15 protein-coding genes and 1 riboswitch are annotated in these 12,515 nt (G+C 72.4%); of the genes, 7 read left to right on the top strand and 8 right to left on the bottom strand.

Annotation, left to right across the window (positions count from 1 at the left end):
- Positions 1–691: 691 nt before the first annotated feature.
- The 3 genes from OG490_RS10450 to OG490_RS10440 all read right to left on the bottom strand — a co-directional run bounded on the left by OG490_RS10450 (position 692) and on the right by OG490_RS10440 (position 1,865).
- Positions 692–1,300, bottom strand: coding sequence for a hypothetical protein (locus OG490_RS10450; protein WP_330296005.1), 609 nt, complete (start codon positions 1,298–1,300; stop codon positions 692–694).
- A gap of 132 nt (positions 1,301–1,432) precedes the next feature.
- Positions 1,433–1,705, bottom strand: coding sequence for a hypothetical protein (locus OG490_RS10445; RefSeq protein WP_330296004.1), 273 nt, complete (start codon positions 1,703–1,705; stop codon positions 1,433–1,435).
- On the bottom strand, positions 1,698–1,865 hold the full coding sequence (locus tag OG490_RS10440; RefSeq protein ID WP_330296003.1) for a hypothetical protein: 168 nt from the start codon (positions 1,863–1,865) through the stop codon (positions 1,698–1,700). The genes OG490_RS10445 and OG490_RS10440 overlap by 8 nt, the downstream gene beginning before the upstream one ends.
- Before the next feature lie 164 nt (positions 1,866–2,029).
- Between OG490_RS10440 and OG490_RS10435 the strand changes: the two genes are divergently transcribed.
- Positions 2,030–2,347, top strand: a complete 318-nt coding sequence (locus tag OG490_RS10435) for a putative quinol monooxygenase (protein ID WP_330296002.1) — start codon at positions 2,030–2,032, stop codon at positions 2,345–2,347.
- A complete protein-coding gene (locus OG490_RS10430; RefSeq protein WP_330296001.1) occupies positions 2,347–3,585 on the top strand; it encodes a helix-turn-helix domain-containing protein in 1,239 nt (412 codons plus the stop codon). The genes OG490_RS10435 and OG490_RS10430 overlap by 1 nt, the downstream gene beginning before the upstream one ends.
- Positions 3,586–3,617: 32 nt before the next feature.
- Here the strand turns inward: OG490_RS10430 and OG490_RS10425 are convergent, their stop codons facing one another.
- From OG490_RS10425 to thiO, 4 genes are all read right to left on the bottom strand, one after another.
- On the bottom strand, positions 3,618–3,920 hold the full coding sequence (locus OG490_RS10425) for a hypothetical protein (protein WP_330296000.1): 303 nt from the start codon (positions 3,918–3,920) through the stop codon (positions 3,618–3,620).
- 83 nt (positions 3,921–4,003) lie between these two features.
- The gene (locus OG490_RS10420) at positions 4,004–4,810 is read right to left on the bottom strand and encodes a thiazole synthase (protein ID WP_330295999.1); all 807 of its coding nucleotides are present in this window, start codon (positions 4,808–4,810) and stop codon (positions 4,004–4,006) included.
- Between the two features lie 4 nt (positions 4,811–4,814).
- Positions 4,815–5,039, bottom strand: a complete 225-nt coding sequence (thiS, locus tag OG490_RS10415) for a sulfur carrier protein ThiS (protein WP_330295998.1) — start codon at positions 5,037–5,039, stop codon at positions 4,815–4,817.
- A complete protein-coding gene (gene thiO, locus OG490_RS10410; protein WP_330295997.1) occupies positions 5,036–6,235 on the bottom strand; it encodes a glycine oxidase ThiO in 1,200 nt (399 codons plus the stop codon). The genes thiS and thiO overlap by 4 nt, the downstream gene beginning before the upstream one ends.
- Positions 6,233–6,345: riboswitch (TPP riboswitch) on the bottom strand. Its footprint overlaps the gene before it by 3 nt.
- Before the next feature lie 120 nt (positions 6,346–6,465).
- Between thiO and OG490_RS10405 the strand changes: the two genes are divergently transcribed.
- The 5 genes from OG490_RS10405 (at position 6,466) to OG490_RS10385 (ending at position 11,076) form a co-directional block, all read left to right on the top strand.
- The gene (locus tag OG490_RS10405; protein ID WP_330295996.1) at positions 6,466–7,716 is read left to right on the top strand and encodes an NAD(P)/FAD-dependent oxidoreductase; all 1,251 of its coding nucleotides are present in this window, start codon (positions 6,466–6,468) and stop codon (positions 7,714–7,716) included.
- Positions 7,717–7,875: 159 nt separating this feature from the next.
- Positions 7,876–8,241 (top strand): Rv2175c family DNA-binding protein, encoded by a 366-nt coding sequence (locus tag OG490_RS10400; protein ID WP_266630041.1) that lies wholly within the window; start codon positions 7,876–7,878, stop codon positions 8,239–8,241.
- A gap of 140 nt (positions 8,242–8,381) precedes the next feature.
- Complete coding sequence (thiE, locus tag OG490_RS10395) at positions 8,382–9,032, top strand: thiamine phosphate synthase (RefSeq protein ID WP_330295995.1); 651 nt, start codon at positions 8,382–8,384, stop codon at positions 9,030–9,032.
- 135 nt (positions 9,033–9,167) lie between these two features.
- Entirely contained in the window at positions 9,168–10,082 is a 915-nt protein-coding gene (gene metF, locus OG490_RS10390; RefSeq protein ID WP_330295994.1) for a methylenetetrahydrofolate reductase [NAD(P)H], read from the top strand.
- 52 nt (positions 10,083–10,134) lie between these two features.
- Entirely contained in the window at positions 10,135–11,076 is a 942-nt protein-coding gene (locus OG490_RS10385; RefSeq protein WP_330295993.1) for a hypothetical protein, read from the top strand.
- A gap of 28 nt (positions 11,077–11,104) precedes the next feature.
- Here the strand turns inward: OG490_RS10385 and OG490_RS10380 are convergent, their stop codons facing one another.
- Positions 11,105–12,514 (bottom strand): phytoene desaturase family protein, encoded by a 1,410-nt coding sequence (locus OG490_RS10380; protein WP_330295992.1) that lies wholly within the window; start codon positions 12,512–12,514, stop codon positions 11,105–11,107.
- Position 12,515: the final 1 nt, after the last annotated feature.

The following is a 12,515-nucleotide window of genomic DNA, read 5'->3' as shown; positions in this document are numbered from 1 at the left end:
GCAGCGGAGCTGTGACGGTGCGGCGGGGTACGGGGCCACGCGCGTGCGGGGCCCTCACCCCCCGAGCCCCCCGCTCCCGGATCGGCGGCTGCCCACCCGCCCCCCTCGGCGTCGGGCAAGGGCCGGGCGGTCCCGTGCGGCGGAGTCGGGGGACGGCGGGGTCCGGGGCGGCCGGAATCGGAGAGGGTTCGGGGGTTTCCCGGCAGTCTCATCGTCCTTCCGCGTCGGGACGGCCTGTCAAGGGCGCTCCCTGCGGTCGCGTCGCTCCGCGATTTCACCCTTGACAGACCGCCCCGCCACGGAAAAACGAAGACCACCGGGAAACCCCCGAAAGAACGGGCCGGACCAGAGATCCAAGGACGGGCCGATCACAGTTCCCCGGCCCCGCTCCGGGACACGGGCAGGCCTCCGCCGAAGCCCGATCAGGCCCTCTCGGGGAGCGGCAGGCGCATCAGGTCGCTACGCGGTCCCCGCCGATGGCGTCCGCGCCCCGTACGGGGCTGGTTCGTTCTGACGGTTGCGCCGGACGGGGAGCGTCGCGGGTCTTCCTGGGAGCGCGGAGGATCACGTCGTCCAGTTGATCGGGTCGGGTGCTGGCTCCGCGCAGCGACGCGGGTCGCCGAAGGTCCGAGTCCTACCGCTTCTGGATCACTGAAGCCGAACGGTGCGGCTGACCGGGAAGTCCTCCCGGTCAGTTGCGGCTGGACAGGGGAGTGCGCAGTTCCGTGCGGAGCTGAACGGACGTGAGGATGGGTAGTCCGAACAAGGCGTGACGTAGTTCCGTCGATCGCGCGGCGATGAGGTCGAGGTCCCGCAGTTGGCGCTTGAGTTCGTCGATCAGTGCCTTGTCGGTATCGAGAAGGTCGTCCTCTTCCAGCTCGGCGCCGGCGAGGTACTCGAGGTGCTGATCATCGGTGGCCCGGCCGCTGGCCCAAACGGCAAAGTCGGTGCATCCGAAGAGGTACGCATAGGCTGCGTTGAGGGTCGCGGCAGCGGCGGGCTCGTGCGCATCGGCAGGTCCCACCTGGCGGTCGTTGTGGCAGTAGTCGCTGAGCATGTACTCCGCCAAGCCGCGGTTGACGGTGGTATACGCTGCCGGATCGCCGAGGACGCCTTCCCATACCGCGTTCAGGAGCGGACGCAGCCCCAGAGTGAAGCCTGCCCGTTCATCCTCGGGCAGACCCTCGTGCCAGCTCATCAGGCGCTCAGCAATACCCGTGGCGAAAACACCCCGCTCACTGGACGACGCGGCCTCCAGGTGCTCTTTCACCAGCGCTACGAGGTCCTGCCAAGTGTCCATCCGAGCCCCCGTCGAGAAATCGGCCTGCTCACGACCGCCTCGGGGATCATCCCATCCACCGCGGACGACCTTTGAAGCAGTCCCGCAAGCTGACTCGACACCAAAAGGGCAGGCTCGTCCGCACTGCGCCTGTCAGGGACATGGGCCGGCAGGGTCAAGGTCACCCAAGTACGGACCTCTATCCCGCCGCTCGCCAACAACCTCTTCGACGTTTTGGATCGTGGTGGTGAACTCGCGGCCGGAGGCGCCGCGGACGTAGGCCAGTTTCATCCAGTGTTCGTGTGTGACGGAGCACGAGACGTTCTCGTTGATCACGGCCATCAGCTCCCCCTCGGCTCCGGAAGCGATGTCACGGACGCGGCGGTGGAGAAGTCGATGGGGGACGTACTCGTAGCGCTCACTCATCGGGCCCGCCCTCGAAGGTGTCGAGGAAGCGCTCCCAGCCCGTCAACGCCCGGTCGAGCAGGTCTGTGCTGGGTTCGACCGCTGCAGTCACCCCGGCTGAGGGTGTGTCCGAGGTGCTTGCTGTCTCGGGGGTCGAGGTGTCTACGGGGGTCTGACCCATGTGCGCGTCTCCTTGGCATAGCAGGGGCGCCACCGCTCCCCGGTGACGGTGGGTAGTGGCTCGATTGCGAAGCTACTCGCAGTGAATCTGCGAGTCAAGAAAATCTGCTACTCGTAGAAGTTCTGCGTATCTGGGAGACTGGTCACGACTCGAAAGGAGCACGTATGAGCGAGGGATTCGGCCTGGTCGTGCGCTTCAGGCTGCGCGATCAGGAAGCCGCGAAGGCGTTCGACGAGCTGTGTGCAACCACCCTGGAGGGCATCAAGAGCGCTGAGCCGGGCACGCTGGCCTATGTGGTGCACGTACCGGAGGGTGAACCTCTGGTGCGGGTGTTCTATGAGTTGTATGTGGATCGCGCCGCGTTCGACGTGCATGAGGCGCAGTCGCACACGAAGTACTTCCTCGCTGAACGGGAGCAGTACCTTGCCGGTGTCGAGGTCACGTTCCTCGACGTGACCGCCGGGAAGGTGGCAGGGCAGTAGTGAGTTCCGAGGAGCGGCGCGTCTTTGGCGCGCGAGTGGCCGATCTGCGCAAGCAGAGGGGCATGACGCAGGGGGAACTTGCGACGGCCATCGGCCGTACGGCGAGCTGGCTGTCCCAGGTCGAGCGGGGCGTCCAGCCGGTGAACCGCCTGGACGTGCTGCGACTCCTTGCCGACGGTCTTGGCGTGCCGCTCCAGGTGCTGCAGCCCGATGCCCCCGCCCCGGCAGAGGCCGAGACGTCGTCCCCACCGGACGTGAACGATCTCGATCGGGCTCGGCTGGTGCTCTCCGGGCACTCTGCGCTCGATGTCCTCCTGGAACCCCGCCAGGACTTCAGTCCGGATTCCCTTGCCGGGCTGCGAGCATCGGTCGACAGGATCTGGGAGCTCACGCACGGCGGTCAGTTCGCCGAACTTAGCGCGGCCATTACCTCGTCGGTTCCGCTGTTGGAGCAGGCCGTGCGAACGGCGCCGGCTGAGTACCTACCCGAGCTGCATGATCTGCTGGCCAGGATTTACCAAGCCCTGTCTGCAGCCTTCGTTCGCCAGAACGAGGCGGATGCCGCATGGGTTGCGGCGGATCGGGCGGTCCGCGAGGCGGAGCTTTCGGGCAGCGCCCTCGGGGTCTTCGTCGGGATCTACCGCCTCTGCCACGCCTTCGTTCGCCTGAACCGCCTTGACCAGGCGGAGCACGCTGCCGCCACGGCGGTCAGCGCCCTCCTGCGGCATGTCGAGTGCAACGAGCCCACGCCTCAACACCTCTCCGTGCTGGGATCGCTGCACCTGATGCTGGCACTCGTGCACGCCCGATCGGGCGAGAGGACGTCGGCGCGGCAGCAGATCGGCGCCGCCCGGAGGGTGGCGGGTTTGCTGGGCGAGGACCGTAACGACTTCAACCTTGAGTTCGGCCCCACGAACGTGGAGATCCAGGCCGTCTCGACCGCGGTCGAACTCGGCGATGCCGGCGAGGCGCTCGACATCGCCGACGGGCTCCGCATGGACGGGCTGTCCGCCGAGCGACAGGCGCGTCTACTGATGGACCTGGGCCGAGCCCACGCGCAACGCCGTCAGTACGCCGCCTCGCTGGACTGCCTGCTGCGTGCCGAGGGGCTGGCACCCGAGGTGGTCCACACCCATGTGGTGGCCCGGGCAGTTGTCCGCGACTTGGTACTTGTCGCGGGCCGGTCCGCGTCGGACGAACTCCGCGCACTGGCGGGGCGTACGGACAGCCTTGCGTGAGCCGGAGCGAGGCTGTCCTTCGTACGTGGGGCTCAGGCCGCGAGCCTCGGGCGGCGGATGGTGCGGAGCCACCTGCGGGCGGCGGCGATCGCCGTGACGATCACGGCGAGGATGAGGAGGTTGCCCGCGGCCATTCCGGATCCGATGGCGATCCCTCTCGTGAGGGAGGCGAGGAAGGCCCTGGTGCCCCGGTTTGTCCAGGCCTCCGGGGAGGAGGCTGCCGGGGCGAGGAGGCCGGCCAGTAGCCAGCCCGCCGCGGCCACTATCGCGAAGCCGGCTGCGAACCGGGCGAACAGGAGGCCTGCGCTGGTGGTGCGTGCGCTTCGGTTTTTCACTCGTCCCCCTTGGCATTCCCGTTCACTGCGGACGCCACCGTACCAACCGGTAATTTGCCTGTGCAGCCGCCCTTGCGGGTTCCTCAGAACGCCGGGCGTTCCGGATCCAGGGTGGCTCGGCCCTCCGTGGGGGAGGAGGGTTCTGCGAAGCGGCGTTGGGGGATGCGGCCTGCGCGGTGGGCGAGGCGGCCCGCCGAGACCGCGTCGCGCATGGCCGCGGCCATCAGGACGGGGAGTTGGGCCCTGGTGACCGCTGAGGCGAGCATGACCGCTGCGCAGCCGAGTTCCATGGCCAGGGCCGCGTCCGAGGCCGTGCCGGCCCCCGCGTCCAGGATGACCGGGACTCCGGCCCGGTCGATCATCAGCTCGAAGTTGTGCGGGTTGCGGATGCCCATGCCGGAGCCGATGGGGGAGCCCAGCGGCATGATCGCCGCGCAGCCCACGTCCTCCAGTTTGCGGGCGAGGACCGGGTCGTCGTTCGTGTAGGGGAGGACCGTGAAGCCCTCGTCGACCAGGATTTCGGCGGCGTCCAGGAGTTCCACGCCGTCCGGGAGGAGCGTGCGTTCGTCCGCTACTACTTCCAGTTTGATCCAGTCCGTGCCCAGGGCCTCGCGTGCCAGTCGGGCCGTGAGTACCGCCTCGCCCGCGGTGAAGCAGCCTGCCGTGTTCGGGAGTACGTCGATGCCGAGCTTGGTCAGGACGGAGAGGACCGAGCCCTGGACCGTGGGGTCCAGGCGTCGCATGGCGACCGTGGTGAGTTCCGTGCCGGAGGCGGTCAGGGCGCGCTCCAGGATGTCCAGGCTCGGGGCGCCGCCCGTGCCCATGATCAGGCGGGAGGAGAAGGTCCGGCCGCCCAGGGTGAAGAGGTCGTCCGCCGTGTTGTCGGTCATTCGGTCAGCCTCCCTGGACCGCGGTGAGGATCTCCACGCGGTCGCCGTCTTCCACGCGGGTGTGGAGCCACTGGCCGCGCGGGACCACCGTCTCGTTGAGGGCCGCCGCGACCCCCTTGGTGGCCTGGGTGAGGGTGGCGACGACCGTGGCGAGCACGGTGCCGGCCGCGATCTCGCGCGGTTCGCCGTTGACGGAGATGGAGACGGAGACGGATGCGGAGTGGGTCATGCGTACGACTCCTGTCGTGTGAGGGCGAAGCGGCGCGGGGTGAAGGGCTGCGCGATCTCGGGAAGTTCGCCGGTGGTCAGGAGCTCCGCCATGACGTCGCCGGTCAGCGGGGTCAGCAGGACCCCGTTGCGGTAGTGCCCGGTGGCCAGGTGCAGGCCCGGCAGGTCGGTCGGGCCCAGGAGCGGGGCGTTGTCGGGGGAGCCGGGCCGCAGTCCGGCCAGGGTTTCCACGAGCGGGAGCTCGGTGATGCCGGGGACCAGGTCGTGGGCGTCGCGCAGGAGCTCGTAGACCCCGCCCGCGGTGACGGTGGTGTCCCAGCCGAGTTCCTCGCTGGTGGCGCCGATGACCAGTTCGCCGTTCTCGCGCGGCACCAGGTAGACGTGGCTGCCGCGCACGACGGCCCGTACGGTCCGGGAGAGGAACGGCGCGTACGCGGGTGGCACCTTGAGCCGCAGCACCTGCCCCTTCACCGGCCGTACGGGGGCCACGACCCCGGGCGGTACGCCGTCCAGGCGGCCGCTGAGCGAGCCCGCCGCCAGTACCACCTGGTCGGCGAGCAGCTCCGTGGCCCCGGCGTCGTCGAGCACCGCGCCGGTGGCCCGGTCGGCGCCGGTCAGCAGCCGGGACGCGGCCGCCCGGTGGAAGTCGACTCCGGCGCGTTCGCAGGCGGCGAGCAGCGCCGCCGCGAGCCGGCGGGGGTCGACCTGGTGGTCGCCGTCCACGCGCAGCCCGCCGCGCACGCCCGGGGCCAGCATCGGCTCCAGGCGGCGGCACTCGCGGCCGGTCAGCCACTGCGAGTCCAGGCCGCAGCGGCGCTGGAGGGCGTGCAGTTCCCGCAGGTGGAGGCGGTCGTCGGCGTCGAGGGCGACGGCGAGCGTGCCGCAGGCGCGGTAGCCGATGTCCAGGCCGCCGCTGGCTTCGGCGAGCTCGTCGGCGAACTGCGGGTAGCGGGCGGCGGAGGCGAGGTTCAGCCCGAGCAGGGTCTCCTCGCCGTAGTGCAGCTCGGTGACGGCGGCGAGCATGCCCGCCGCGACCTGTGCCGCGCCGCCGCCGGGCGCCGGGTCGGCCAGCGCGGTGCGCAGCCCGAGCCGGGCCGCCCGCCAGGCGGTGACCAGGCCGATGATGCCGCCCCCGATGACGAGGACGTCGTAGCCGGAACTCCGGCTCTTCCTGGATGAGTGCACGTTTGAGTGCATGGGCGTCCAGCCCCTCCCTTCGCCGGCATGACCCGGATCAGGTTCGGACGGTCGGAGGCCGGTCAGCCTCCCTCTCAGCCCGGTGCGCCCGGACTCCCGCGATAGGTTCGGTGGCCAGAGTAGCGCCGAGCCGGACGGCCGGGTAAGGCTGCCTCCCCGAGGCAGCCCGCGGCCGGCTCCCCGGGCCGGGCGCGGTCGAACCCGGCCCCCTATTCCTGACGGACCGTCAGATGATTAGGGTGGGCCGCGTGAGCGAGCAGACGGAACACAGCGAACACACCGGGCCCGGCGTCGTCGTCGTCGGCGCCGGAATGGCCGGGGTCCAGACCGCGGTGGCCCTCCGGGAACAGGGCTGGACCGGCCCCGTCACCCTCCTGGGAGCCGAACCCCACCAGCCCTACGACCGGCCCCCGCTCTCCAAGGCGGTGCTCCTCGGCAAAGCCGAGGACTCGGCCTTCGACGTCGACTTCGAGGGGCTCGGCATCGAGCTCCGGCTCGGCGTAGAGGTCACCGGAGTGCGGGCCGCCGACCACGAGGTGGACACCGAGGCGGGCCCGGTCCCGTACGAGGTCCTCGTGCTGGCCACCGGATCCCAGCCGCTGAACCTGCCCGGCGCGGAGGGGATCCCCGGCGTACACCTGCTGCGCACCCTGGACGACGCGGCCCGGCTGCGGCCCGTGCTGGCCGCCGGGTCGGCGGTGGTGGTCGTCGGCGCGGGCTGGATCGGCGCGGAGTTCGCGACGGCGGCGCGCGAGGCGGGCTGCGCGGTGACCGTGGTCGAGGCGGCCGACCGGGTCCTGGCGGGCGCGCTGCCGGCCGAGGTCGCCGAGCCCATGGGGCGCTGGTACGCGCAGGCGGGCGCCGAGCTGCTGACCGGCGCCCGGGTGGCCTCGGTCGAGGCGGGCCGGGTGCTGCTGGCGGACGGGCGCTCGCTGGAGGCGGGCGCGGTGGTCGTCGGCATCGGGGCCCGCCCGGCCACGGGCTGGCTGGCCGGGTCGGGGATCGAACTGGGCCCCGACGGCGCGGTCGTCGCGGACGAGCACCTGCGGACCTCCCTGCCCGGGGTGTACGCGGTGGGGGACTGCGCCTCGTTCCCGTCCGGGCGCTACGGGGCGCGGCTGCTGGTGCACCACTGGGACAACGCCCTGCAGGGGCCGCGTGCGGTGGCCGCGGACATCGTGGCCGCCGGCTCCGGGGACCAGCCCTACGACCCGGTCCCGTACTTCTGGTCGGAGCAGTTCGGCCGCTTCGTGCAGTACGCGGGCCACCACGGGGACTCCGACACGATGCTGTGGCGCGGCGACCCGGCGGCCGACACCTGGTCGGTGTGCTGGCTGCGCGAGGGCCGCCTGGCCGCGGTCCTCGCGGTGGGCCGCCCGCGCGACCTGGCCCAGGGCCGGCGCCTGATCGAGTCGGGAGCGGCCGTGGATCCGGCCAAGGTCGCCGACCCGGCGGTCGCGCTGAAATCGGCGGTGGCCTGACCGGGCGCAGGGCCGGTCGGGGAACCCGGGCGGGGGCCCGGTGGGGGTCGCGCGCGGGCCCGGTGGGGGCCGGGGCGGGGGCCCGGTGGGGGCCGGGGCGGGCCCCGGACGGGGCCGCCCGGGTACCGGCAGTCAGTCCGAGATGGCAGGCTTGTGTCCGTGACCGAGATTGACGCAAAGATCGATGCCCTTGTCCCCGCCTGGCTGTACCTCCCCGACATCGCGGAGATGCTCGACATCGAAGTGACCAAGGTTCGCCAGCTGGTCAAGGAAGGTCAGCTGCTCGCGGTGCGCCGCGGCGAGAACCGTTCCCTCCAGGTCCCCGCGGCCTTCATCGACGGGGACAAGATCGTCAAGGGCCTGGTCGGCCTGCTGACCGTGCTCCGCGACGACCGCTTCACCGACGCGGAGATCCTGGAGTGGCTGTTCACCGCGGACGACAGCCTGCCCGGCACCCCCGTGCAGGCGCTGAGCGAGAATCGCGGCACGGAGGTGAAGCGCCGCGCTCAGGCGCTCGCCCTCTGACCCGATCCCGCACGACCTGACATCGCAGTACGCGCAACATCGCAGTACGCGCAGCGCAGCGCAATGCCACCCGCGGTGTGCGGGCCCCGGCCCGGGGCCCGCACACCGCGTACGTACGACACACCACCCCGGGGGTACCCATGTCCGCCATCGCCGCCCAGCTGTCCGATGCCCGGCTCTACCTGTGCACGGACGCCCGCCGGCGGCAGGGCGACCTCCCCGAGTTCCTCGACGCCGTCCTCGCCGGGGGCGTGGACATCGTCCAGCTCCGCGACAAGGGCATGGAGGCGGCCGAGGAGCTCGAGCACCTCCAGGTCTTCGCCGACGCGGCCCGCCGCCACGGCAAGCTGCTCTCCGTCAACGACCGCGCCGACGTCGCGCACGCCATCGGCACCGACGTGCTGCACCTTGGCCAGGGCGACATCCCGGTGCCCGCCGCCCGGGCCATCCTCGGCGGCGAGGTCCTCATCGGACGCTCCTGCCACTCCGAGGCCGAGGTGGACGCGGCCGCCGCCGAGCCCGGCGTGGACTACTTCTGCACCGGCCCCTGCTGGCCCACCCCCACCAAGCCCGGCCGCCACGCCCCCGGCCTCGACCTGGTCCGCCATGCGGCCTCGCTCGCCCAGGACCGGCCGTGGTTCGCCATCGGCGGGATCGACGCGTCCAACCTGGACGAGGTGCTCGACGCCGGAGCCTCCCGCGTCGTGGTCGTACGGGCCCTCACCGAGGCCTCCGACCCCGGCGCCGCCGCCGCCGACCTCGCCAAGCGGGTCCGCGCCCGGCTCGGCTAGCGGATCCCGGCGCCCCGCCGGACAGCCCGCCTGCCGCCCTCCGGCAGCCCCCGTCGCCCGATCGGCTGTCTCATTTCGGCGTCCAGTCCGTGGACACCGCTTCGGCGTCCACCGGACCACGTCTAACCTCCCCGTATGGCCCTTGGTACCTCTTCCACCTGGTCGGATCGCGCACATACGGTCCGAGACCTCCTCGCGTCCGGGCGCTCGTACTCCTTCGAGTTCTGGGCACCCAAGAGCGAGAAGGGCGAGCGCAACCTCTGGAACGCGCTGCGCCGGGTCGAGGCGGTCGCCCCGAGCTTCGTCTCCGTCACCTACGGAGCCGGCGGCTCCACCCGCGGCGGCACCGTACGGGCCACCGAGCAGATCGCCGCGGACACCACGCTGACCCCCGTCGCGCACCTCACCGCGGTCGACCACTCGATCGCCGAGCTGCGCAACGTCATCGGCCAGTTCGCCGACGCCGGCATCCGCAACATGCTCGCCCTGCGCGGGGACCCGCCGGGCGACCCGATGGGCGAGTGGGTCGCGCACCCCGAGGGCGTGCACTACGCGGCCGACCTGGTCCGGCTGCTCAAGGAGTCCGGCGACTTCTGCGTCGGCGTCGCGGCCTTCCCCGAGATGCACCCGCGCTCGGCGGACTGGGACACGGACATCCGGCACTTCGTGGACAAGTGCCGCGCGGGCGCCGACTATGCGATCACCCAGATGTTCTTCGATCCTGAGCACTATCTGCGGCTGCGCGACAGCGTCGAGAAGGCCGGCTGCGACACCCCGATCATCCCCGAGTGCATGCCTGTTGTGGGCATCAAGCAGCTCGACCGGCTCCCGCAACTCAGCAACGCAGTCTTCCCCGCGGCCGTGAAAGAGCGCATGCTCGCCGTCAAGGACGATCCGGCCGCTGTACGCTCCATTGGCATCGAGTTCGCCACGGAGTTCTGCGCGCGGCTGCTGTCCGAGGGTGTCCCGGGGCTGCACTTCATCACGCTGAACAATTCCACGGCGACTCTCGAAATCTACGAGAACCTGGGCCTGCACCAGCGGGCCTGATCGGTCGGCCCCCGATTCCTGGGCGGTCGTCCGCACCGAGAGGGGCCCATGCATGGGAATGACGGTCCTCTACATCGCGTTCGGTTTCGTCGCGTTGTGGCTGCTTGCCGAGGTCCTGATGCAGTACAAGGCCCGGTTGCGCTGGCGCCTGCTCGCCTTCGCCGGCTTCCTCGCCGTCGTGGCCGGCGTCGCACTGCCGTCGGTGCTCGTCATCGCCGCCGGTGCGGGCGCGTTCGCAGTCGGCCAGACGCTGGTGACCCTCTCCTTCCGCAAGGGCTTCGTGGCCGGCTGGGCCCTGCGCCGGGGCAAGGCGTCCGCCGCCGCCCCGCAGGCGAACCGGCGCCGCCGGGCCGCGGGCGGAGCGCGCCCGGAGCCGGCGCTCCAGGTGACGGCCCTGGAGTACGGGCCCGAGTCCGGGTTCGACGCGGACGCGGACATGGACGCCGATGCCGTGGATTCCGGCCGGTTCGAGGAGACCGGGGCCGCAGCCCGGTCCACCGACGGTTCCGACGCCCAGCAGTTCTACGCCGCGCAGCCGGTGCCCGAGGAGACCGGCTCGTACGGGATCCAGAGCTTCCAGACCGCCTCCTTCGCCTCGCCGTTCGTGGCGCCGGAGCAGGACGCCCACCAGTACGCGGCGTACTACGACCCGCAGGGCCAGGGCGGTTACGACTACACCACCGGCTACCCGGCCCCCGGCGAGCCGCAGGTCTACGCCGCCTACTCGGACCCGTACATCGGCACCGGCGGCGCCGTGGCCCCGCAGCAGCCCTACGAGTACCCCCAGTCCGGCGGCTACACCGCCTACCCGGACTACACCCCCGACCCGTACGCGGCCGCGCAGCAGCAGTACTCCATGGACACCCCGCCCGGCGGCGTCTGGGTCCCGCAGCAGCGGTCCACGGACGGGGCGGGAGCCCAGCAATACCCGGCGCAGGAGCAGCCGCAGTACCCGTACCAGGGCACGGGCGAGTACGACCAGTACCGCTACTGACCCCGGCCGCCGACCGCCGGCCGCGCTCCTACCGCGAGCCGCGGAACTCCGCGCCCTCCACGATCAGTCCGGCGACCAGGGCCCCCGTCATCCCGGCGTGCGCCAGCCCGCCGCCGGGATGGGCCCAGCCGCCGGCCAGGTACAGGCCGGGCAGCGTCGTCGAGTTGGCGGGGTAGAGCCCGCGGCCGCCGGCTCCCGCGAGGGCCGGCGGGGGCACCGAGCCGCCCGCGGCGCCCGTGGCCGCCTCCACGTCGGCCGGGCTCTGCGCCCGCTGCCACAGCAGCCGCTCGTGCAGGTCCGGGACCGTCCGCGCGGCCAGGTCCAGCAGCTCCCGCGGGTCCGCTCCGGCCCCCGGCGCGCACACCGTGCTCACGGTGACGGCCTCGTGGTCCGGGTCCGGCCGGGTGGCGGGATCGTCGGGGCGCAGTACGGTCACCAGCGCGCCGGGGGAGTGGACCAGGGTCCGGTGCACGGCATCGCCGGGGCGGGGCCCGCGCAGGGCGAGGAAGAGCGTGTGGCGGCTCGCCACCCCGTCGCCCCGGGCCGGGACGGCCCCCGGCGCGGACTCCACGCCCAGCAGCCGCGGGTCCACCCCGCAGACCACGTGGTCGGCCTCCACCGAGGACCCGTCGGCCAGCAGCAGGCCGGCCGCCCGGCCCTCCCGGACCAGGACCTCCCGCACCCCGGCGCCGAACTCGAAGGCCACCTTCCGCTCCAGGCACCGCTCGTACACGGCGGTGGCCAGCTCCCGCATCCCGCCGCGCACGTACCAGCTGCCGAAGGTCTGCTCCATGTAGGGCAGCACCGCCGCCGAGGCGGGCGCGGTCGCCGGATCGATCCCGTACGAGCGCACGCGCGCGGCCAGCAGATCGCCGGGGCCGTCGCCGCCCAGCTCGCGCGCGGCGACCTCGGCCAGGGTCGGCGGGCGGCGGCGCAGCAGCCCGCTGCCGCGCAGCGCGGGGTACGGGTCGCGGCCCAGGACCTCCCAGTCGGGGCGCAGCGGCTCCTCCAGCAGGGGGCGGCGGGTGGCGTCCCAGGCGTCCCGGGCGCGGCCCAGGACCGCGCTCCAGCGGTCCCCGGCGCCCGGCCCGAAGGCCTCGTCGAGGACGGCGGCGGCGCCGCCGTGCGAGCCGCCCGGGAGGGTGACCGTACGGCCGTCCGCCAGGACGTGGCGGACGGCCGGGTCGACCTGGACCAGTTCGGCGCACTCCTCCAGGGGGCGCTTGCCGGTCTTGACGAAGAGGTCGCGGTAGACGGCGGGCAGGTGCAGCAGCCCCGGGCCGGTGTCGAAGGCGAAGCCGTCCCGCTCGTACCGTCCGACGGCGCCGCCGTAGGTCGCCGAGCGCTCGTACACCGCCACCCGGTGCCCCGCCACGGCCAGCCGGGCCGCCGTCGCCATCGCGCCCATCCCGGCGCCGATCACCGCAATTCGTGCCATG

The sequence above is a fragment of the Streptomyces sp. NBC_00503 genome, from assembly GCF_036346895.1.
Taxonomy (GTDB): domain Bacteria; phylum Actinomycetota; class Actinomycetes; order Streptomycetales; family Streptomycetaceae; genus Streptomyces.
This window is presented reverse-complemented; position numbering and strand designations above follow the sequence as displayed.